Origin of the sequence: Roseomonas marmotae (assembly GCF_017654485.1) — a bacterium.
GTDB classification, from domain to species: Bacteria; Pseudomonadota; Alphaproteobacteria; order Acetobacterales; family Acetobacteraceae; genus Pseudoroseomonas; species Pseudoroseomonas marmotae.
The window spans coordinates 2767076-2789197 of the sequence record NZ_CP061091.1; the positions used below are offsets into that span (position 1 = coordinate 2767076).

The following is a 22122-nucleotide window of genomic DNA, read 5'->3' on the forward strand; positions in this document are numbered from 1 at the left end:
CTAGCATCACAACAAAGGCCCGCGTTGTCAGGCCTCTTTGGCCTGAGAGTAGAGGTACGTGAGCCTCTTCACGTACTCGGTGACCCGCGCAATTTCCTCCGGCTTCGGTTCGGAGGCGCGCGTCCAGGTCACATCCTCTGTGATCATCCTGGCCGGGTTGCCACCGACTGCGGTACTGGGCGGCACATCCTTAGTGACAAGGGCCGACGCGCCAACGATGGCGCCGGGACCGATGGTAACGCCTTTCAGCACGGTCACTCGCTGCCCCAGCCAGACATGGGGGTACAGGATGATGGGCGGGTTCGGCTCTGTGGGATTGTTGATCACCCGCCCAGTATTCAGATCGAACACCGCATGCATATCGGTTGGGCGAAGCACGATTTCGGTGGCGAACATGCAGTCCTCGCCAACCAGCACCCCGTCACCCTGCCGCCGCAATTCGGTGTAAAGGCCGTTCGTCGTTGAGCCGCGCCCCCAGTACAAAACCGCTGAGCTTCCGTGGAAGGAAATCAATGCCAGATTATCTCTATCGCTTCCCATGTCGTACAAGCGATTTCCTTGTCCAGCGAGAAGCAAACGACCAGTAAATCCATGAGTGCCGTCAATAAATACATGATTTTCATGCGCGTGCTCAGCGATCTTTACGCTGAGGTTCCGCTTCGAATTTTTGCTTACGTAGAACGTAACTCTGGTTTTGCCTCGCGCTCGCGGTGACGGATCAATCAATTCAATATTGATCCCATAATTCTTAAGATTTCTAGCACTATCCGCATCAGTAATCTTCAGAATATCCATGCCAACCAATTCAGGGAGAGAAAATCCTTCACTTCCCAAGAGAGGAAATTGGTCCTGGATTGATAAATTATTTGATTCCACAGGGCCACCATTTTCTGGAGGGAACAGATCGAGTAACGTCGCGACTCTCATACACCCGTTTGGGCCGGATATCACCTCCGCTACTGAGCGGTGTAGTTGAGGTCTCTCATCAAATCAATTTCAAGGAAGGAGAAAAAACAGTTCGGAGTTGACACGAAATAGGGCACTTACTATCAGGAAAGCGATGCAGCCTTTCCTTCCAGAAGCCGCCCCCCTCAAAAACGTTAGCTCTGTTGAGGACTTGGCGTCTGCAGAACGGGTGCTGGCCGACATCTGTTCCCGCATAGAGCGAGGAGAGGATGTTGACGTTCGAGCAACATTGGCGGTTCTGACGAAGACGATGGCGCTCCTGGTGGCTGGCGCAAGAACTGCGGAGGATGTACAGCTCAAGACTGTCACCGGCTAAGACACGACGCTAACCCAGCCCAAGTATGCGGCTCCGCATCCAGCCATAGACGAAGGCCTCTTGGCTCGGGCCGCCCTCAGCCAGGGACAGGTAGTGGCCGGCCTGGAAGGACTTCACCACCTCCCGCAGCACGGCCCGGCCCTCGGTGCCTCGCCGCTGGAGGAAGCTGTTGAGCGCCGCCCGGGTCATGGCGCCGCAGGTACCATCCACGGTGATGTCTGCATAGAGCGTTCCTCGCCCGCTCATGTCCCCCAGCCCGAAGGTAGCGCGGCCTTTCTGGCAGCCTACGACCGGACCCGGGACAGCTTTAGAAGCAAGAGAGCGGCCTGGCAGCGGCCGTCACACGGTAGACGACGCAATTACCTCATATCTTGGGAGCGCGGATTACAAGCAGTTGGCCAGGGGTAGCCAAGCCGACTACCGCCGGTCCTTACTGACCGGCTATCTCCTGACCGCCCAGCGGGGTGGCGATGTGACCAGCTTCGCCCCGGATCAATATGATGAGGAGCGCCAGATGCTGCGGCTCAAGCAGGCGAAGACCAGCGAGGATCTGCTGCTTCACGTCACGCCGAGCTTAGCCCGAGCGCTGGCGGCAATGAAGAGGAAGAACTAAGCGCGCCTTTTTCCGACCCCGCGCGGCGAGCCGTGGACTACCGCCAACGCTCAGGAGACGCTGAGCCCGGCTGCTGGGCATCCTCAAGCTGCCAAGGTCCACCCTCCAGGGCCTTCGCGCCACCGTGCCGGCCGCTCTGAAGCTGCCGGGCTTTGAAAACCGCGCGATCCGCGCCCTGACCGGCCACACCAGCGATGCCGACCTGGACGTCTAGCTGCGTTGCGTGGACCACTATCCGCTGGCGCGGCAGGCACAGGAGGCGTTGGAGGGACAGTTTGCCGCGATGCTCGAGCTGATTGAGGGAGGAGCCAGCCCCAACCGCTTCGCAGGATCGACCGGGCGCGCAGCAGCCAAAGCGCGGGAGCGCCGTTATCCAACAGGCATCCAACAGTCCAACAGAAGCCGCAAAAAAATAAGACCAAAGGGCGCTAACCCTTTGGTCTTGTTGAATGGCATCCCCAACGGGATTCGAACCCGTGTTACCAACGTGAAAGGCTGGTGTCCTAGGCCTCTAGACGATGGGGACACAGTCTCTGTCCGCGTCATGCGCGGCGGGCCGGTTACTACTGTATCAGGCGGAGTGCGTCTAGCCCCCCGCCGACACAGAATCGGTCGGTTTTTTACGCCGCCGGTGCCGCATCCTGCACATGCAGGCTGGCCGAGACTTCGCCGTTCCAGCTTTCGGCCCGCAAGGCCCCGCAGAGATGCACCGGCGCGCCACCGCTGCCCAGCAAGAGCTCCGCCAGCGGGCCGTCCTTGGCGCGGAAGCAGATGGCCTTCATGCGGCCCCCGCCCTCGCCCTGGATGAAGGCGCGCACCGTGCCGCCCTCCCGCCCCACCCGGTCGGCCCGCCCGATCCGGACGCGTGGGAAGACGAAGGAAGGCTCCTCATTGCCCGGGCCGAAGGGGCCCAGGCGTCCCACTTCCTCCGCGAGGGAGGGCGTGGCGGCGGGCACCATCAGCGCGGCATCCAGCATCAGGTCGGCGGCGCCGGGAAGGTCGGAGGCATGGGCCAGGCGCTCGGCCAGGAAGGCATGCACCTCCGCCCGCCGCTCCATGCGGAAGGAGAAGCCGGCGGCCATGGCATGGCCACCGCCGGTCTCCAGCAGCCCCATCTGGCGGGCGGCGATGACGGCGCTCCCCAGGTCCACCCCGGGCACCGAGCGCCCGGAACCCTTGGCCAGGCCCTCCGCCACGCCAGCCACGCAGGCCGGGCGGTTGAAGCGCTCCTTCACCCGGCCGGCGACGATGCCGACGACGCCGGGATGCCAGCCCTCCCCCGCGATCAGCAGCACCGGCAGGCCCTCGGCATGCTGCCGCTCGGCCTCGGCGAAGGCGGCGGAGAGGACCTCGCTCTCCACCTCCTGGCGGCGGCGGTTCACGGCGTCCAGGCGCTCGGCCATCTCGCGCGCGGCGATGGGGTCGTCGCAGGTCAGCAGCCGCACGCCCAGGTCGGGCTCGCCGATGCGGCCGGAGGCATTGATGCGCGGCCCCAGCAGATAGCCCAGCGTATAGGCCGAAGGGGCGTCCTTGGCCTGGGCCACTTCCAGCAGCGCGGCCAGGCCGGGTCGGTCACCACGCGCCATGATCTTCAGCCCCTGCGCCACGAAGGCACGGTTCAGGCCGGTCAGTGGCATCACGTCGCAGACCGTGGCCAGGGCCACGAGATCCAGCAGCTCCCGCAGGTCCGGCTCGCGCCCGGCGGCAAAATAGCCGGATTTGCGCAGGGTGCGCAGCGTCGCCACAGCGGCCATGAAGGCCACGGCGGCGGCGCAGAGATGACGCAGGCCCGAGCCGCAATCGAGCCGGTTCGGGTTCACGGCAGCGGCCACGGTGGGCACCGGGCCTTCGGATTTATGGTGGTCCAGCACCACCACATCGGCACGGCCCCGCGCGGCATCCAGCGCCGCATGAGCCGCGATGCCGCAGTCGACGCAGACGATCAGCGTCGCGCCTTCGTCGCAGAGCGCGGCGATGGCGGTGGGGTTCGGGCCGTAGCCCTCCTTCAGCCGGTCCGGCACATAGGCGCGCACCTTGCAGCCCAGCCCGCGCAGGAAGCGCAGCATCAGGGCCGCGGAACAGGCGCCATCCACGTCGTAGTCGCCGAAGACCGCCACCTGCTCCCCCGTGCGGATGGCATGGGCCAGCCTGTCGGCGGCGGCGTCCATGTCGATCAGGGTGGAAGGGTCGGGCATCAGCGCCCGCAGCGTCGGCTCCAGGAAGTCCTTTGCCTGGTCGATGCCGATGCCGCGGGCGGAGAGCAGCTGGCCGAGCAGCTCGGGCAGGGCCAGGCGCTGCGCGATGGCCAGGCCGATCCGCTGATCGGCCTGCCGCCACACCCAACGCCGCCCCGTGGCGCTGCGGCTGACACCGAGAACCGGTGCCGCCGCGTCCGTCGTGAGAAGATCAGCCGACAAAGGCGCTCGGCTTCAGGGCAAAGTTGTGATGCGCCTCGATGTAGCGCACCGTCCCGGTCTTGCTGCGCATGATGATGGAATGGGTGAAGGCCGCATTGGCGGTGCGGCGCACGCCCTTCAGCATCGGTCCGGAGGTGACGCCGGTGGCGGCGAACATCACATTGCCCTTCGCCATCTCCTCGACCGAGAAGATCTTGTTGGGGTCGGTGATGCCCATCTCCCTGGCGCGGGCGATCTGGCTTTCATCCTCATAGAGCAGCCGCCCCTGCATCTGACCGCCGATGCAGCGCAGCGCCGCGGCCGCCAGCACGCCCTCCGGCGCGCCACCGGAGCCGAGATAGAGATCCACCCCCGCTTCCGGCTGCGACACGGCGATGACGCCGGCGACATCGCCGTCCGGGATCAGCATGATGCGGGCTCCCGCCGCACGGCAGGCGTCGATGATGTGCTTGTGGCGGTCACGGCCCAGCGTGCAGACGACGAGGTCGTTGATCTCGCACTTCTTGGCCCGCGCCAGTTCGCGCAGGTTCTCGGCCGCGCTGGCCTCCAGATGCACCACGCCAGCCGGCAGGCCGGGGCCGACCGCAATCTTGTCCATGTAGATATCGGGCGCGTGCAGGAAGCCCCCATGCTCGGCCACCGCCAGGGTGGCGATGCTGTTCGGCCCGCCGGTGGCGCAGATATTGGTGCCTTCCAGGGGATCGACGGCGATATCGACCTTGGGGCCGCCATGGCCGATCTTCTCGCCGATATAGAGCATCGGCGCCTCGTCCATCTCACCCTCGCCGATGACGACGGTGCCCTCGATATCCACGGTATCGAAGGCCTTGCGCATGGCATCCACCGCCGCGCCGTCGGCGGCGTTCTTGTCCCCGCGCCCGATCCAGCGGCTGGCGGCCAGGGCGGCCGCCTCGGTCACGCGCACCAGTTCAAGGGCGAGGTTGCGGTCGGCAGGGACGGGATCGCGCATGGTGGCTCCTGTTCAGGCTTAAGCTTGGCTAACGTCGGTCAGAGCGTTTCGATGCGGATCAGCGCCGGGGGCTCCAGCACCGAATCCAGACCCGCGATGCGCTCCAGGGCACCGCGCATGGAAGCCTCCTGGCAATCATGCGTGGTCAGCACGATGGGCACTGCCTCTCCCGGGGCCCGGCCGCGCTGGATCATGCTCTCCAGGCTGATGCGGTGGTCCCTCAGCACGCCGGTAATCTCGGCCACCACGCCGGGCCGGTCCAGCACCATCAGGCGAAGGTAATAGGCGCCGACATGCCGGTCCATCGGAACGGCGGATTTCTGCGACAGGGCCGTGGTGGCCGCGCCCCAGACTGGGGTGGAACGCTCCCGCGCGATGTCGATCAGGTCGGCGACCACGGCGCTGGCCGTGGGGCCGGCGCCCGCGCCGCGCCCTTCCAGCACCACGCGGCCGACGAAGTCGCCCTCGGCGACCACGGCATTATAGACGCCGTCCACTACCGCGATGGGGTGGCTCACCGGCACCATGCAGGGATGGACGCGGGTGGAGACGCCGCCTTCCACCGCCTGGGCGATGCCCAGCAGCTTGATGCGATAGCCCAGTTCCTCGGCCAGCTTGATGTCGAGCGCGGTGACGTTGCGGATGCCCTCGACATGCACGCTGCCGAAATCGACCGGCCGGCCGAAGGCCAGCGCCGCCAGGATGGCCAGCTTATGCGCGGCGTCGATGCCGTCGATGTCGAAGGAGGGATCGGCCTCGGCATAGCCGAGCTTCTGAGCCTCGGCCAGCACATCGGCGAATTCGCGGCCCTGGTCCCGCATGCAGGTCAGGATGTAGTTGCAGGTGCCGTTCAGGATGCCGGTGACGCGGGCGATGTTGTTGGCGGCCAGCCCCTCGCGCAGCCCCTTGATGGCGGGGATGCCACCGGCCACCGCGGCCTCGAAGGCCAGGGGAACGTCGGCCGCCTCAGCCTTCTCGGCCAGGGCGGCACCGTGCAGGGCCAGCAGCGCTTTGTTGGCGGTAACCACGGGCTTGCGGGCGGCCAGCGCGGCCTCCACCAGCTCCCGCGCCGGGCCGCTGGAGCCGCCGATCAGCTCCACCACCACATCGACCTTCTCGTCGGCGGCGAGGCGCACGGGGTCCTCGTACCAGCGCATCCCGTCCAGCGGCACGCCGCGGTCGCGGTTGCGGTCGCGCGCGGCCACGGCGGTAACGACGATGGGGCGCCCGGCGCGGGCGGCGATCAGCTCGGCGTTGTCGCGCAGCAGCTTCAGGACGCCGGCGCCGACGGTCCCCAGGCCGGCGACACCAATGGCGAGGGGACGGGTCATGCCTTCATTCCTTCAGCGGCGGCTTCCAGGGCAGGACCGGCGTTATCCCCCTGCAGGAAGCCACGGATACCACGCAGCGCCTGCCGGATGCGCTGCGTATTCTCGACCATGGCGATCCGCACATGGGTATCGCCGTGCTCGCCGAAGCCCAGGCCCGGCGCCACCGCCACCTTGGCGCGGGCCAGCAGCAGCTTGCTGAACTCGACGCTGCCGAGGTCGCGGAACTTCTCCGGGATCTGCGCCCAGACGAACATGCCGGCCTCCGGCACGGGCACGTCCCAGCCGGCCTGCTTCAGCCCCTTCACCAGCACGTCCCGCCTTTCGCGGTAGAGCCTGCGCATATCCTCGATGCAGTCCTGCGGCCCGTTCAGCGCGGCGACGGAGGCCACCTGGATCGGCGTGAAGGCGCCGTAGTCGAGGTAGGACTTCACCCGCGTCAGCGCCGCGATCAGCTTGGGGTTCCCGGCCGCGAAGCCCATGCGCCAGCCGGCCATGTTGTAGGTCTTGGACATGGAGGTGAATTCCACCGCCACATCCTTGGCCCCCGGCACCTGCAGGATCGAGGGCGGCACGCGGTCGCCATAATAAAGTTCGGCATAGGCGAGGTCGGAGAGGATGTAGATCTCGTGCTTCCTCGCGAAGGCGACCAGCTCCCGATAGAAGTCGAGGTCGGCCATCAGCCCCGTCGGGTTGGACGGGAAGTTCACGATCAGCGCGGTCGGCTTCGGCACGGAATGGCGAACGGCGCGGTCCAGCGCCACCAGCATCGCCTCATCCGGCGTATGCGGGATGGAGCGGACGGAAGCGCCGGCGATGATGAAGCCGAACTGGTGGATCGGGTAGGAGGGGTTCGGCACCAGGATGGTGTCGCCGGGCGAGGAGATGGCCGCCGCCAGATTGGCCAGCCCTTCCTTCGAGCCGAGGGTGGCGACCACTTCCGTCTCCGGGTCCAGCTCCACGTTGAAGCGCCGGGCGTAATAGCCCGCCAGGGCCCGGCGCAGGCCGGGGATTCCCTTGCTGGCCGAATAGCCATGGGTATTCGGGTTCTGCACCGCTTCGATCAGCTTGGCCACGATATGCGGCGGCGTCGGGCTGTCGGGATTGCCCATGCCGAGGTCCACGATGTCCTCTGCAACCGCCCTGGCCTTGGCCTTCGCCTGGTTCACCTCCGCGAAGACGTAGGGTGGCAGGCGGCGGATGCGGTGGAATTCCTCAGTCATGGCACGCGGTCCAGAGATGTCGTTGCAGGTGGGCGTAGAGCAGATCACGGCCCATGAAAACCAGGGGCCAGAGCAGGTCAGAGGCGCGGTGCCGGGGGCGGCGGAGCCAGCATCTCGGCCGGGGGCGGCGCCGGGGCCTCGCCGGGGTCGGCGGGTAGGGCATCGGGCGCCGGGACGGACGGCTCCCCGACACCGGGAATCGATGGGACGGCCGGCACGGCGCCGAGGGTGGGCACCGGCAGCTCGGTGCCGGGGGCGATGCGTGGCGCCGCGGCCAGGCGCGGCGGCGGCGGCGGCTGGACCGGCACATCGCTGTCCAGGCCTGGCGGCGGGGGCGGCACCGGAGCACCGGGGGTCAAGGGCTGCTGGGACTGCGCGCGGGCATCGGCCAGGGCACGGGTCAGTTCCTCCCGCGCCGAGGCTGCGCCGCGCGCCGGGGGCGGCGGCACCGAGGCCAGATTGGGATATCCCTCGGAATCGAGGCCCGGGGGCGGTGCGCGCCCGCCCAGCGGGTCGCCGGTGATGGAGCGGAAGAACGCCACCGGCCCCTCCCCCACGCATGCCGTCAGGGGTAGCAACAGGGGAAGCGCCAGCAGATGGCGCAGCACCGCTTGATAGCCCCTGCCCTGGCCTCTACCGTACCGCATGCTGACGTCCCGTTCCGCGCACCGGCCCATGGACCACCTCCACGACCTGCGGCAGAGGGTTACCCCGAAATCCGGTCCCGGTGAAAGTCCGGCAGAGTCACGGGGCATCCGCCCGCAGGGGAACGGAGTTAACTTACTGATCCGCCGGCGCCCGGATCGGCGGCCAGAATGACAGCGCGGCACGCGCGGAAGGCAGGAGAGGCCATGGCCAAGGACGCGAATACGCCGCAGAAGCCCGGCACGAACCCGCCCCAGGGGGATCAGGCCGACGGCAATCCGGTCGGCTTCCGGCTCCCCGACCCGGATGTGGTCACCCGCACCATGGCGGATGTGGCGGAGCGCGGACACCGTATCGTCACCGACTTCCTGAACCGTCAGACCCTCAATGCCGGGGAGAATGGCGTGCCCGGCCCCGACCCGCTGCATCTCGGCTCCGCCTTCCTGGAGATGACGACGCGGCTGATGACGAACCCCGCCCGGCTGGTGCAGGCTCAGCTGGGCTTCTGGCAGGACTACCTGACGCTCTGGCAGAACACGGCCCGCCGGATGTGGGGCGAGGAAGTGCAGCCCGTCATCGCCGAGGACAGCAAGGACCGGCGCTTCAAGGACGAGGCCTGGCGAGATAACGAGGTCTTCGACTTCATCAAGCAGTCCTATCTGCTCTCCGCCCGCTATGTCACCAATGTGGTCCATGCGGCGGACGACCTGGAGCCGAAGACGGCGCAGAAGCTGGATTTCTATATGCGCCAGTTCGTCGACGCGATGAGCCCGTCCAACTTCCTGATGACCAACCCGGAGGTACTGCGCCGCACCGCCGAGACGGGCGGCGAGAACCTGCTGCGCGGCCTGCAGAACCTGTTGTCCGACCTGGAGCGCGGTAAGGGCAAGCTGAAGATCCGCATGACGGATGACAGCAAGTTCACCATCGGGGAGAATATCGCCGTCTCCCCGGGCAAGGTGGTCTATCAGAACGAGCTGATGCAGCTGATCCAGTACAGCCCGGTCACGGAGACGGTGCTGAAGCGGCCGCTGCTGATCATCCCGCCCTGGATCAACAAGTTCTACATCCTGGACCTGCGCCCCAAGAACAGCTTCGTGCGCTGGGCGGTGTCGCAGGGCCATACCGTCTTCGTCATCTCCTGGGTCAACCCGGACGAGCAACTCGCCCAGAAGAGCTTCGAGGACTACATGTTCCAGGGGCCCTATGCCGCCCTGGAGGCGATCGAGCAGGCGACCGGCGAGAAATCCGTCAACGCCATCGGCTATTGCCTGGGCGGCACGCTGCTCTCGGCCACGCTGGCGCGGATGGCGGCGAAGCGAGAGACGCGCATCAAATCCGCCACCTTCTTCACGACCATGGTGGATTTCGAGGAGGCAGGCGAGCTGGCCGTCTTCATCGACGAGGAGCAGCTGAAGTCCATCGAGGACCGCATGCAGAAGCGCGGCTACCTGGAGGGGCAGGAGATGGCCACCACCTTCAACATGCTGCGGGCCAATGACCTGATCTGGTCCTTCGTGGTGCAGAACTACCTACTGGGCCAGGAACCCTTCCCCTTCGACCTGCTGTACTGGAATGCCGACAGCACGCGCATGCCGGCGGCCATGCACAGTTTCTACCTGCGCCGCATGTATCAGCAGAATGACCTGGTGAAGCCGGGCGCCATCGAGCTGGGCGGCACCGCGCTGGACCTGCGGAAGATCAAGCTGCCGACCTACATCCTCTCGACGAGGGAGGATCACATCGCGCCCTGGAAGAGCACCTACCGCGCCACGCAGATCTATGGCGGGCCGGTGCGCTTCGTGCTGGCGGCCTCGGGCCACATCGCCGGCGTGGCGAACCCGCCGGAATCCGGCAAATACAGCCACTGGATCTCGAGCGGCCTGCCCTCCTCCCCCGACGAGTGGTTCGGCAATGCCACGGAACTGGCGGGCTCCTGGTGGCCGGACTGGAATCGCTGGGTTTCCGGGCTGGACAAGGCCCGCGTGCCGGCACGGGTGCCCGGGGATGGCAAGCTGCCGGCGCTGGAGGATGCGCCCGGCAGCTACGTGAAGGTCATGGCGACCGCCTGAACACAAAAAAACCCGGGGGCAGCGATGCCCCCGGGTTTTCCGTCATTCCTTACCGCTGTTCGCGGAAGTCGCCTTCGCGCCAGGCGCGGTCCTTGCGCTGGCCCTCGGCGCCGCGCGGAGCCCCGCGCGGCGGGCCACCGCGGCCCGGGCCATTGCCACCACGCGGCGCGCCCTGGCGGGGCGCACCCTGACCCTGGCGCGGCGGGCCACCGGCCCCACCGCCCGGCCGCCCGCCCCGGCCGCGCTGCGCCGGCTTCGGCATGGTGGCGGCGGCCTCGGCCCTGCCGGCATCGCTGCGGCGGTCCTCGGCGGGGATCTTCATGGCGATCAGCTTCTCCACCGCCTTCAGCTTCGCCACCTCATCCGGCGCGCAGAAGGTAATGGCCTCGCCGCTGGCACCCGCGCGGGCGGTGCGGCCGATGCGGTGGACATAGGCCTCGGGCGTATCCGGCAGGTCGAACTGGAAGACATGCGTCACGCCATCGACGTCGATGCCACGGCTGGCGATATCGGTCGCCACCAGGATCGCGGCGCGGCCGCTGCGGAAATCGGCCAGCGCCCGCTCACGCTGCCCCTGGCTGCGGTCGCCATGGATGGCATGGGCATTGATGCCGTCGGCATTCAGGTGCTTCGCCACGCGGTCGGCGCCATGCTTGGTGCGCGCGAAGATCAGGGCGCGGCCGATGCCGGGCCCGCGCAGCATCTCGGAGAGCAGCACGCGCTTCTGGCTGGCGTCGATATGGATCAGCCGCTGCTCGATCCGCTCGGCGGTGGAGGCCACCGGCGTCACGGAGACCTTGGCCGGGTCCTTCAGCATCTCGCCGGCGATCTTGGCGATCTCAGTCGGCATGGTGGCGCTGAAGAACAGCGTCTGCCGGTTCTTCGACATCACCGAGGAAAGACGCTTCACCGCCGGCCAGAAGCCGCGGTCCAGCATCTGGTCGGCCTCGTCCAGCACCAGGATCTCGGTGCCCTGCAGCTTCGCGGCGCCGGTCTGCACATGGTCCTGCAGACGGCCCGGGGTGGCCACCAGGATATCGACGCCACGGCGCAGCGCGTCCACCTGCGGACGCGCACCCACGCCGCCGAAGATGACGGCGGTGGTCAGGCCCAGGAAGCGGCCATAGGCGCGGATATTGTCATGGATCTGCGAGGCCAGTTCCCGCGTGGGCGAGAGGATCAGCGCGCGGCAGCCACCACGCGGCGCCGGCGACTTGCGGTCGGCCAGGTGGTGCAGGATCGGCAGGGCGAAGGCGGCGGTCTTGCCGGTGCCCGTCTGGGCGATGCCCAGCAGGTCGCGGCCGGCCAGCACATGCGGAATCGCCTGGGCCTGGATCGGGGTCGGGGTCGTATAGCCCTCCTGCGTCAGAGCGCGGAGGATGGGCTCGGCAAGGCCAAGCGAAGCAAAATCGGTCATACGTCATCCAGTTCCGGCGCGCCATGACGGCCGCACCGGTGGGTTGCGGGTCAGGACGCCCCGCGTGGATGGGTCGTACCAAGGAAAAGATAGGGTCCGGCGCTTCTGGGCTACCCGGAGGTCCTGGCCATGGCCGCCCTGCTTGTATGGGGCGGGCCGCTCACGCGACCAGGACGCGGCCGGATTGCTCCGGCAGGGCTCATATGGGCGTCTCTTCCCCTTTACGCAAGTGCGAAGAGAGCAGCATCCGTCATCGCGGCCCCGCGCGCAGCAGGAACAGCGCCAGCAGCGCGGAGAGGCTGAGCCCCACCAGTGCCCAGACCGCCCCGGCCCCGAAGGCCGTGAGCAGCAAGCCGAAGCCCACCGGCGCGCCGGCCTGCATGACCCGCCCGGGCGCAGCGATGAGGCCCTGCCGCGCGCCGTAGCCAGCCGGGCCGAAGATGGCCAGGGGCAACGTGCCCCGGGCGATGGTATGAATCCCGTTCCCGGCGCCGAAAAGCAGCACGAAGGCAATCGCCGCCGGGGCACCCAGCAGCAGCAGCGCAAGCCCGCCCACAACCTGCGCGAGACAGGCGGCGCGCGCCAGGACCAGCGGGTGCAGCCCGCCCAGCGCGCCGAACTGCAGCAGCCGCGCCCCCACCTGCGCCGGCCCGACCAGCGACGCCGCCAGCAGGGCCTGCTCCGGAGTCGTGCCGGAGAGTTGCAGCAGCGCCGGCAGATGCGCGCCGATGGCCCCCGCAACCAGAGTGACGGCGGCGGAGAAGAGAATCAGCACGGCCATGGCATGGGAAGGCGCCGGTGGCTGCGGCGTCCCGACAGCCGGCGGGGCGGAGACACTGGGCGGCGGCGCGGCCGGCACGAGCCAGAGTTGCAGGGGCAGCCCCACCAGCAGATGCAGCAGCGCCCAGCCGAGGCAGGCGCCGCGCCAGCCGAACTCCGCCTCCATGACCGTCGAGAGCGGCCAGCCCAGAGTGGAGGCGAAGCCGGCGATGAGGGTGATGCCAGTGATCGGAGTCTTCGCCGCGGCGCCGAAAAGCCCGGCGAGGGTGGCGAAGGCAGCCTCATAGAGGCCGGTCGCCATGCCGCAGCCCATCAAGGCCCAGCCCAGGCCCAACGTCACCGGCCCCTGCGCCGCCGCCAGCATCGCCAGCCCGGCTGCGAAGAGCAGGTTGGAGGCCAGCAGCACCACCCGGCCGCCGCGCCGGTCCACGACCCGCCCGGCCCAGGGGCCAAGCAGCGCCGCCAGCAGCAACGATGCGGAGAAGAAGCCAAAGACCGTGGCGGTGGACAGCCCCAGCGAGGCCGCCATCGGGCGTGCCAGGATCGCTGGCAGGTAATAGGAGGAAGCCCAGGCCAGGGTCTGTGCCCCACCCAGGGCCAGCACCACACGGGTGGTCGGCGAAATGGTCATGGTGCAGCCAGCTTCGCCATGCGGCGGCGGCGGCACAAGCGGGGGGCGTGCAGAAAATGGCCGGGGTGTCGTCACCCCGGCCATCCGTTTCTCAGGCAAGGCCTGAAGTGTTAGGCGGCGAGCGCCTGCTGGCCATTGCCCTCGATCACCTGGCGTGCAGCCGGCTGGCTGTCGCCGATGGTGATGCGGCGGGGCTTCAGCGCCTCCGGCACCTCGCGCTTCAGCGACACATGCAGCAGACCGTTCGCCATATCGGCGCCCTGCACCTGGATGTGGTCGGCGAGCACGAAGCGGCGCTCGAAGGCGCGGCCGGCGATGCCGCGGTGCAGGAAGCGGCGCTCCTGGTCCGACGCCGTCTGGTCCGCCTTGCCGGAGATGGTCAGGACATTTTCATGCGCCGTGATCTCCAGGTTCTCGGGGCCAAAGCCGGCGACGGCCATGGTCAGCACGTAGTCGTCGTCACCCGTCTTCTCGATGTTGTAAGGGGGATAGGCAGGCCCCTCCGACGCGGCGCGGGCGCTGTCCACCAGACGGGACAGGCGGTCGAAGCCGATGGCGGAACGGAACAGGGGGGCCGGGTCAAAAGTCGTCATCATCAGAACCTCCTCAGACAAGCAAGGGTCCGTTGCTGGGGCGGCCGGGCTTCCATCGGGTCCCCATTCGGGCAACCCCTGGTCCATCCGACCGCGCCGGCGGCCCCACATCGGGCACCGCTGGCGGGACCACATATGGAAAACGCCGCCCCCCATTCAAGGGAGGCGGCGTTCCGATTTTCTGCTGCCGTGAGGGCGGCGAAGGCTCAGGCCTTCTTGCGCGCACCGATGCCAGCGAACTTCTTGTTGAACTTGGCGATCTGCCCACCGGTATCCATGATGCGCTGCTGACCGGTCCAGGCGGGGTGCGACTTCGGGTCGATATCCAGGCGCAACGTATCGCCCGCCTTGCCCATGCAGGAGCGCGTCTTGTACGTCGTGCCATCCGTCATGATGACGTTGATCTCGTGGTAGTCGGGATGGATATCGGACTTCATGCCGGTGAACTTTCCATGACAATGGAGCAGCCGATGCCGACCGGCCGCGCGAAGCGCCGCTTCTAGCCTGCCCCCGCCCACCGGCGCAAGCGCAGTGGCCCGGTTTCGCCCGGATTGACCCTTGCCCCCGGCGATCCTAGACCTTCCACGCCCGTAGACGAGGAAAGCGCCAGGCATGAACATCCTCTCCATCCAGTCATGGGTCGCCTATGGGCATGTGGGAAATGCCTCCGCCGTCTTTCCGCTACAGCGACTGGGGGCGGAGGTCTGGGCGGTGAACACGGTCCAGTTCTCCAACCACACCGGCTACGGCTCCTGGCGCGGCCAGGTCTTCGGGGCTGAGTTGGTGCGCGACCTCGTGCAAGGGATCGAGGACCGGGGCGCCCTGCCCCGCTGCGATGCCGTCCTCTCCGGTTACATGGGCGATGCTGCTATCGGTGAGGCCATCCTGGATGCGGCGGCACGGGTGAAGGCGTTCAATCCTCATGCGCTCTATTGCTGCGACCCCGTGATCGGCGATGTCGGGCGCGGGGTCTTCGTGCGCCCCGGCATCCCCGAGTTCATGCGGGACCGCGCCCTGGCCGCCGCCGACCTGATCACGCCCAATCAGTTCGAGCTGGAGCACATGTCCGGAATGCCCGTGACCACCCTGGCCGAGGCCAAAACGGCGGTCACGGCGCTTCAGCAGCGCATGGCCGGTACCGGGCCGCGCGCCGTGCTGGTGACATCCCTGAAGGTGGCGGAGACGCCGGAGGATCAGATCGAACTGCTGGCGGCGGAGGGCGGGGCCTTCCACCGGGTGCGCACACCCATGCTGCCGCTGTCCGTCAATGGCGCGGGCGATGCCATCGCCGCGCTCTTCCTGTTCCACCGGATCAGGACGGGTTCAGTGGCGGCGGCGGCGGCGGCGGCGGCATCCTCGATCTACGGGCTGCTGCGCCGCACCTCGGAAGCCGGGTCGCGCGAAATCCTGACGGTGGCGGCGCAGGATGAATTCGTGGCGCCCAGCCGGACCTTCCTGCCAGAGTCCTGCTAGCAGGCCTTCCCCGGCTCAGAGGCCAGGGGGAAGCCGCAGCTGGCTCTCCCGCACCACACGCTCATGACCGTCATGGTCGTGCTTGATGCGGTATTCACGGTCCATGCCATCATTTGGCAGCAGCCGGGTGATGGTATAGGTCCCGCGGGGGGCGCTCGGGCTCATCCGGTCCGAGACGAACTCAAGCCTCTGACCGATGTTGAAGCTGTGCTGCGGCATGGCATGTCCTCACGGGCTGTTGCGGCGCCCCAGGCCCAGGGGCAGGCGGCCAGGCGGCCCGCAGGACCCGGCCACACCAGGGAAGCTTATCCCAGGACGTCGAGCACGATCCGGCGAATTTCTTCCCGCGTCAGGCCCGCAGGCTCGGCCTCGCGCCGGGACGGCATCAGGACGGCTGCGGTCGCCGGCTGGGACCGGCCTGGATCATGATTTACATTGAAGTTCATCATTTTTTTCTTTCTTTCGTATTTGGCGCCTGCCCGGCGATATTTGGCCTGGGCGTGCCTGGCGCGATACTGGCCCGGCGCAAGGCGCCAGGGCGAAACAGGGCGCGGAGTTTGACCGCGCCCAGCGGGTTCGGGCAATGGAGGCAGGGGGTGCCTTGGCATCCCCACGCCCGCCCGCGGATGGGCGGCGAAAGACGCCGCCCGCAGCCGTTCAGACCGCCTTCAGCGCAGTGGCCGAGGTCTTGCCCTGCTGGCCTTGCTGCAACTCGTAGGAGAGGCGGTCGCCCTCACGAGGAGCATCCATGCCGGCGCGCTGGACATCGGAAATATGCAGGAAGACGTCCTTGCTGCCGTCTTCGGGCTGGATGAAGCCGAAGCCCTTGGTCGCGTTGAACCACTTAACAGTGCCGATGGGCATGATAATTTTCCATTCATGACAAAAAACCGGATTGCACGCTGCAAACCGGATCAACTTCGAGCGTGGCGGGATCCTAAGGCTCGAAGCTCATCATGAGCGAGGAGAAAGGCCGTAACAAACGAGACTGACGCGATCAACATGGACCTCATCGTCAATCGGCACAAGATTTTTCTTTTAGCATCCTGTCACTCCTCGAGATTTGTTTGGGATTTTGCATAGTTTCTTTCCGAGTTAACGATCAGCATTATCTGAGTGGCCAGAAGACTGGAATCAACAGAGTCGAGATGACGACGATGAGGAGCGAAAGCGGCAGGCCCAACCGCCAGTAATCGCCGAAGCGGTAGCCGCCCGGGCCGAGGACCAGCGTGTTGCACTGGTGCCCGATGGGGGTCAGGAAGTCGCTGGCGCAGCCGATGGCCACCGCCATCAGGAAAGGGTCCGGCCTCAGGCCCAGCTGGCTGGCCATGCTGGCCGCGATGGGCGCCATGATCAGCGCCGTCGCCGCGTTGTTCAGGAAGGGCGTCAGCAGCATCGCCGCCAGCAGCACCAGCGCCATCGCGCCGGTCGGCGGCAGGGTGACGGCGACCTTGGCCAGCCAGCCCGCGATCAACTCCGCTCCGCCAGTGGTATTGACGGCATCGCTAATGGGAATGAGGCAGGCGAGCAGCACCAGGATGGGTACATCGATCGCCTGATACGCCTCCTGCAAGGTAAGGATCCGCAGTAGCACCGCCAACACGGCAGCAGCGAAGAAGGCGACTGTTACCGGCAGCAGGTTGAAGGCCACCGCCCCCATGGCCAGGGCCAGCAGCACGAAAGGCAGGATATCCTTGCGCGGCGCGCCGAGTCCGACCGAGCGGTCCATCAGCGGCAGGCACCCCAGCTCCCGCAGCGTCTCCGGCATCTGCCCCGCATCGCCTTGCAGCGCCAGCACATCGCCGGCGCGGAACCGCACGCGGCTCAGGCGAGCCGCAACCGGCTCTCCCCGCCGGGAAATGGCCAGGAGGTTGACGCCATGCGCCTCCCGCAGCCGCAACCGCTGGGGGGACTGCCCGACCAACAGGGATTCCGGCATGACCACCACCTCCATCAGCGTCACATCGGCGGTGGAGAGATCCTTGACCGGCGGCTTGGTGGCGCCACTCAGCTGGAGGCCGGCCTCGGCGATGAAATCCTTCAGCGCGCGCGGCTCGCTTCGCAAGGTCAGCAGGTCGTCGGGGAAAAGTGTCCAGTGCCCGGCCGGGATGTAGCGGCGACCGCCCTCCCGCGTGATGGCCGTGACGGCGACATCGCCCTCCCCCAGCGCCTCCAGCTCCGCCACCGTCTTGTTGGCCATCGGGCTTTCGGCCGGCAGCACGGCCTCGGACAGATAGGGCGCGACCTCGAAGACCTCGGGCGCCGAGGCCTGGTCCCGCCGCCCGCGCGGCAGCAGCCGCCAGGCGATGGGAAGGTAGACGAGCGTGGCGACGACAATACCAACGCCCACGGGCGTGAAGTCGAACATGCCGAAGGGCTCGCCCGTGATCTCGCCGCGGATGCGGGCGACGATGATATTGGGCGAGGTGCCGATCATGGTGACGAGCCCGCCGGCCAGGGAGCCGAAGGCCATGGGCATCAGCAGCGCCGAGGCCGGGGTGCCGCTGCGCCGCCCCACCTGGATCGCGACCGGCAGCAGGATGGCGAGCGCGCCGATATTCTTCATGAGGGTGGAGAGGAGCGTCACCGCCGTGGCCAGCGCGCCGACGCGCGCGCTGGTGCTCCGCAGCCGCGGCTCGACCCGCCGGACCATACGCCCCGTCAGGCTGGACTTGCCGACCGCAGCACTGAGGACCAGGGCGGAAGCGATGATGACGACGATCTGGTCGCTGAAGCCGATAAACGCCTTGTCGGCCGGGACGACACCGCAGGCCAGGGCGACCAGCAGACCCAGCAAGGCCACGAGATCGTAGCGGAACCGGTTCCAGATGAATAACACAACCATCGCGGCCAGAATGGCGAAGACGATGGCTTGGTCAGGACTTGGCATACCACTCCGGCAGCGAGAAGCGCGGAGTTCAAACGCGGCCTGAGATCGGCCGTTGCAGGCAGGAAAGGAAGGAGATGGCGGGCCGGGCTTGCCCGCCCGCCATCCAGATGGGCCTCAGCCCCGCTTCACGTTGATCGGCAGCGGAATGCCCGCACGGATATTCGTCAGCCCCTTGCGATAGGCGCTGTTCACGAAATACTGGCCAAGCGGAATGTAAGGCACGTCCTGGAAGAACTGTGCCTGGATCTGCCGGCCGATCTCCTTCTGCGCGGCCATGTCCGGCGCATCGAACCAGGATTCCCGCAGCGCCTCGATCTTCTCCGAATTCGGCCAGCCGAACCAGGCATTGTCGCCATTCGTACGCAGCAGCACATGGCCCGCGGGGTTGTTGAACTCCATGCCGCTGAACAGTGCGATCAGCGCGCTCCAGCCACCCTGGCTCGGCGGGTTCCTGTTCTGGCGGCGCTGCAGCAGCGTGCCCCAGTCGGATGTCGCGTCCTCGGTATCGAAGCCGACCTTCTGGAACATGTCGACACCCACGGCCATCAGCGCGTTCTGGTTGGCCACGTCCGTCGCATGCAGCGCGACCACCTTGGCGCCGCCCTTGCCCGCCGCCGCGATCTCGGCCTTCGCCCCGGCGATGTCGCGCGGGGAGGTCAGCACGGCAAGCCCCTCATCCGAGGCGAGAGGGCTGGCGACCGGGAAGCAGCCGACGCCCGTGCGCCAGTTCTTCTCGTCACCAGCGACGGAAGCCATGAAGTCGGATTGCTCCACCGCCTTCAGCAGCGCCCGGCGCACCACCGGGTCATTGAAGGGCGGATGCAGGTGGTTAAGGCGCAGATTGGCGCAGGTGCCGGCGGTGTCGATCCGCTCCAGAACCACGTTGCGCGAACGCCCCAGCAAGGCGTTCAGGTCGGGCGGCACAACCTCCCAGAAATCGGCCTCGCCAGCCTGGATGGCGCCGGCGGAGGTGGCGGGGTCGGGGATGACCTTCCATTCCATCCGCTCGAATTCGGCGATCTTAGGGCCGGCGACCATGCTGGGCTTGCCCACGGGCGTCGGCACATACTTGTCGAAGCGGCGATAGACGATCTGCGCGCCCGAGACCCGCTCATCCGCCACGAAGCGATAGGGGCCGGAGCCGACGACCTCGGTGAAGGGCTTGGTCGGGTCCTGGTTGGCGAAGCGCTCAGGGTAGATGAAGCAGGGATAGGAGGAAGCCTTGCCCAGCGCGTCCAGCATCAGGCCGAAGGGACGCTTCAGGCGGATCTCGAAGCGGCGGTCGTCCAGGACGCGGATCTCGTCCATCCGCGCGGCCAGGGTCTGGCCCATGGTGTCGCGCGCCATCCAGCGCTTGATCGAGGCCACGGCATCCTGCGCGCGGATCTTCTCGCCATCATGGAAGGTCGGGCCCTCGCGCAGCGTGAAGACCCAGCGCTTGCCGTCATCCTCCACCACATGGCCTTCGGCCAGCTGCGGATGCGGCACGAAATTCTCGTCGATGCCGTAAAGCGTATCCCAGCACATATGGCCGTGGTTGCGCGTGGGATAGGCGGTGGTGCCCAAGGGGTCCAGGACCGTCACATCCGCCTGCGGGATGAAGCGCAGGGTATGCGCCGCGGCACCTTGCGCCAGGGCGGGGCGCGCGAGGGAGACGCCGCCCGCGAAAGGCAGGGCGGCGGCACCGGACAGGAAATGGCGTCTTTTCATTGGTCCCGGCTCCATCGGTCTTCAGGTCCGCCCAACCTGCCGACAAAGGGGCCGGAACACCAGAGGGCCGGGAAGCGAAATCGTGAAGCCGGCTCAGCCTGCCCGCAGGCTGGAAAGCAGGCCCTGCAACTCCCCACGCAGGGCGGTGCCATGCCGTGCCAGCTCATCGCCCAGTTCATGCAGGCCATTGGCGGCCGCGGCTGCCTCCCCGGTCGCATGGCTGACGGCCCGCACCGCCTCCGTCACCCGTCCTGTACCCATGGCGGCTTCCTGCACGTTGCGGGCGATCTCGCGCGTCGCGGCGCCCTGCTCCTCCACCGCGGCGGCGATGCTGCCGGCGATATGGTCCATCTCCGCGATGACGCCGGCGATGGCGCCGATCGCCTCCGCCGCGCCATGCGCCACTTCCTGCATGGTGGCGATCTGGCTGCCGATCTCCTCGGTGGCCCGGGCCGTCTGCGCCGCCAGGGACTTCACCTCGCTGGCCACCACGGCGAAACCCTTGCCGGCCTCCCCGGCCCGTGCGGCCTCGATGGTGGCGTTCAGCGCCAGCAGGTTGGTCTGCCCGGCGATATCGCCGATCAGCCGCACCACGTCGCCGATGCGCTGGGAGCTGTCGGAAAGCCCCTGCACCGTGGCATTGGCGGCCTGGCTGCGCTCCAGCGCACGGCGGGCGACGCCGGCGGAATCGGCCACCTGCCGGGTGATCTCGGCAATGGAGGCGGAAAGCTCCTCGGCCGCCGCGGCCACTGTCTGCACATTGCCGGAAGCCGCATCGGCGCCACGCGCGGCACCTTCCCCCCGCTCCCCGGCCAGGCCGATATTGCCGGCCAGCCCCTGGGCCTGCTGCTGCAAGCGGGCCGCGCTGCGCGCCAGATCCTCTCCGACCGCGCCGACGGAGCGCTCCAGCTCTCCCGCGAGGGCCAGGGTGGCCTCGCGCCGCTCGCGCTCGGCGGCGGCACGGCTCTCGGCCTGGGCGGCGCGCAGGGCCTCGGCCTCCTGCGAACCCAGGCGCAGCACCTCCACGGCCTGGGCCACCTCGCCAATCTCGTCCTTCCGCGTCTGCCCCGGCACGGCGGTGCCGGTGCTGCCGCCGGCCAGGGCGCGCGCGGCCTCGGCCAGGGCCTGCAGCGGGAGGGCGAGGCGGGATGCCATCAGCCACCCGGCCAGCAGCGCCAGCACCGCGGCCAGGAGGGTGGCCAGCAGGGCCTGGCGGTCCGCGGCTTCAGCCCGGCTCAGTCGGGACTCGAGGTTGATCCCCAACTCCATCACGCCCATCACCGTGCCATCCATGCTCAGCAGCGGCTCGGCGACGGCGATGTGGCGCTCGCCGTTCAGTTCGGCCTCGGCCTGCGTGGGCGACTCCAGCGCGGCGTTGAGCCGCGCCATCTCGATGATCGGACGCCCGCCCAGGGTGGAACCGATGGAGACCAGCCTTTCTCCCTGCTTCTGGAAGAAGGTGACATCCGCCAGGCTGGCCGATTTCACCCGCGCGGCCAGGGTATCGCTGATCGCCAGGCCCAGGTCGAGCACGGCGGCCACCTTGCCATCCGGGCCCAGGATCGGCGCGCCCGCGAAGGTGCTGACATTGTCCCGGCCGGGTTCCATCCCCTGCACGGACTGGCCGGTGCGGTAGGTTTCCCGCACCGTGCTGCGGCGGCTGGCGTATTCGTCGCCGAAGGCGGCGGGATCATGCGCGCGATAGAGAACGACGCCGGGCTGCCGGGACACCACCAGGATCATTCGGCCGAACTGCCGTGACAGCATCGCCTGCACCGGCTTCATCTGCGTCTCCAGCACCGCGCGGTCACCGGAGAGGGCGGCGGCGATGATCTGCGGATTCTGCGCCAGCGCGCCGGCCAGCCCGGCGGCCAGGCGCCTCTCTTCCTCCATGGCGCTGCGGACGGCGGCCCGGCCCTGGAGGACCGCCTGCTCCACCTCATGCCGGGCGGATTCGGCCCGCTGCATGGCGTTCAAACCGAAGAGCAGGGCCGACGCGCCCAGGCTCGCCGCAAGGATAGCCAGGGCGATCCTGGTTCTGATTGAGTTGTACCGCAGACCCATTGTCCCCTCCTCCG

The 22122-nt window shown here is 67.8% G+C and carries 19 protein-coding genes and 1 tRNA gene; 3 read left to right on the forward strand and 17 right to left on the reverse strand.

What is annotated here, in order from left to right:
• Positions 1–27 precede the first annotated feature (27 nt).
• On the reverse strand, positions 28–795 hold the full coding sequence (locus IAI58_RS13050) for an acyltransferase (RefSeq protein ID WP_237182198.1): 768 nt from the start codon (positions 793–795) through the stop codon (positions 28–30).
• 496 nt (positions 796–1291) lie between these two features.
• A complete protein-coding gene (locus IAI58_RS13055) occupies positions 1292–1528 on the reverse strand; it encodes a putative peptidoglycan-binding domain-containing protein (protein WP_207445372.1) in 237 nt (78 codons plus the stop codon).
• A 148-nt stretch (positions 1529–1676) separates the two neighbouring features.
• Between IAI58_RS13055 and IAI58_RS13060 the strand changes: the two genes are divergently transcribed.
• Positions 1677–1895, forward strand: a complete 219-nt coding sequence (locus tag IAI58_RS13060) for a site-specific integrase (protein ID WP_207445371.1) — start codon at positions 1677–1679, stop codon at positions 1893–1895.
• 450 nt (positions 1896–2345) lie between these two features.
• On the opposite strand, the gene IAI58_RS13065 is transcribed toward IAI58_RS13060, so the two are convergent.
• From IAI58_RS13065 to IAI58_RS13090, 6 genes are all read right to left on the reverse strand, one after another.
• Positions 2346–2421, reverse strand: a tRNA-Glu gene (locus IAI58_RS13065).
• Between the two features lie 94 nt (positions 2422–2515).
• Positions 2516–4312 carry a single-stranded-DNA-specific exonuclease RecJ gene (gene recJ / locus IAI58_RS13070; protein WP_207445370.1) on the reverse strand — a complete coding sequence of 599 codons (1797 nt, stop codon included), beginning with the start codon at positions 4310–4312 and terminating at the stop codon, positions 2516–2518.
• Positions 4302–5282 (reverse strand): class II fructose-bisphosphatase, encoded by a 981-nt coding sequence (gene glpX, locus IAI58_RS13075; protein WP_207445369.1) that lies wholly within the window; start codon positions 5280–5282, stop codon positions 4302–4304. Before glpX ends, recJ begins: the two co-directional genes overlap by 11 nt.
• Positions 5283–5320: 38 nt before the next feature.
• Complete coding sequence (locus IAI58_RS13080) at positions 5321–6613, reverse strand: homoserine dehydrogenase (protein ID WP_207445368.1); 1293 nt, start codon at positions 6611–6613, stop codon at positions 5321–5323.
• Entirely contained in the window at positions 6610–7833 is a 1224-nt protein-coding gene (locus IAI58_RS13085) for an LL-diaminopimelate aminotransferase (RefSeq protein WP_207445367.1), read from the reverse strand. Before IAI58_RS13085 ends, IAI58_RS13080 begins: the two co-directional genes overlap by 4 nt.
• A gap of 77 nt (positions 7834–7910) precedes the next feature.
• Positions 7911–8480, reverse strand: a complete 570-nt coding sequence (locus IAI58_RS13090) for a hypothetical protein (protein WP_207445366.1) — start codon at positions 8478–8480, stop codon at positions 7911–7913.
• Positions 8481–8684: 204 nt separating this feature from the next.
• Between IAI58_RS13090 and IAI58_RS13095 the strand changes: the two genes are divergently transcribed.
• Positions 8685–10550 carry a PHA/PHB synthase family protein gene (locus tag IAI58_RS13095; protein ID WP_207445365.1) on the forward strand — a complete coding sequence of 622 codons (1866 nt, stop codon included), beginning with the start codon at positions 8685–8687 and terminating at the stop codon, positions 10548–10550.
• Between the two features lie 49 nt (positions 10551–10599).
• Here IAI58_RS13095 and IAI58_RS13100 read toward each other — a convergent pair whose 3' ends face one another.
• The 4 genes from IAI58_RS13100 to rpmE all read right to left on the reverse strand — a co-directional run bounded on the left by IAI58_RS13100 (position 10600) and on the right by rpmE (position 14408).
• Positions 10600–11967 carry a DEAD/DEAH box helicase gene (locus tag IAI58_RS13100; protein WP_207445364.1) on the reverse strand — a complete coding sequence of 456 codons (1368 nt, stop codon included), beginning with the start codon at positions 11965–11967 and terminating at the stop codon, positions 10600–10602.
• Positions 11968–12217: 250 nt separating this feature from the next.
• Entirely contained in the window at positions 12218–13378 is a 1161-nt protein-coding gene (locus tag IAI58_RS13105; RefSeq protein WP_207445363.1) for an MFS transporter, read from the reverse strand.
• A 110-nt stretch (positions 13379–13488) separates the two neighbouring features.
• Positions 13489–13971 carry an Hsp20 family protein gene (locus tag IAI58_RS13110; RefSeq protein WP_207445530.1) on the reverse strand — a complete coding sequence of 161 codons (483 nt, stop codon included), beginning with the start codon at positions 13969–13971 and terminating at the stop codon, positions 13489–13491.
• A 206-nt stretch (positions 13972–14177) separates the two neighbouring features.
• A complete protein-coding gene (rpmE, locus tag IAI58_RS13115; RefSeq protein WP_207445362.1) occupies positions 14178–14408 on the reverse strand; it encodes a 50S ribosomal protein L31 in 231 nt (76 codons plus the stop codon).
• Positions 14409–14583: 175 nt separating this feature from the next.
• Between rpmE and pdxY the strand changes: the two genes are divergently transcribed.
• Positions 14584–15444, forward strand: coding sequence for a pyridoxal kinase PdxY (pdxY, locus tag IAI58_RS13120; protein ID WP_207445361.1), 861 nt, complete (start codon positions 14584–14586; stop codon positions 15442–15444).
• A 15-nt stretch (positions 15445–15459) separates the two neighbouring features.
• On the opposite strand, the gene IAI58_RS13125 is transcribed toward pdxY, so the two are convergent.
• From IAI58_RS13125 to IAI58_RS13145, 5 genes are all read right to left on the reverse strand, one after another.
• The gene (locus IAI58_RS13125) at positions 15460–15663 is read right to left on the reverse strand and encodes a hypothetical protein (RefSeq protein WP_207445360.1); all 204 of its coding nucleotides are present in this window, start codon (positions 15661–15663) and stop codon (positions 15460–15462) included.
• 438 nt (positions 15664–16101) lie between these two features.
• Positions 16102–16308 (reverse strand): cold-shock protein, encoded by a 207-nt coding sequence (locus tag IAI58_RS13130; protein ID WP_207445359.1) that lies wholly within the window; start codon positions 16306–16308, stop codon positions 16102–16104.
• A gap of 244 nt (positions 16309–16552) precedes the next feature.
• On the reverse strand, positions 16553–18334 hold the full coding sequence (locus IAI58_RS13135) for an SLC13 family permease (protein ID WP_207445358.1): 1782 nt from the start codon (positions 18332–18334) through the stop codon (positions 16553–16555).
• Positions 18335–18448: 114 nt separating this feature from the next.
• Positions 18449–20044 carry an ABC transporter substrate-binding protein gene (locus IAI58_RS13140; RefSeq protein WP_207445357.1) on the reverse strand — a complete coding sequence of 532 codons (1596 nt, stop codon included), beginning with the start codon at positions 20042–20044 and terminating at the stop codon, positions 18449–18451.
• Between the two features lie 93 nt (positions 20045–20137).
• Positions 20138–22108: a methyl-accepting chemotaxis protein gene (locus tag IAI58_RS13145; protein ID WP_208775956.1), complete on the reverse strand. Its 1971-nt coding sequence runs from the start codon at positions 22106–22108 to the stop codon at positions 20138–20140.
• Between the last annotated feature and the right edge of the window lie 14 nt (positions 22109–22122).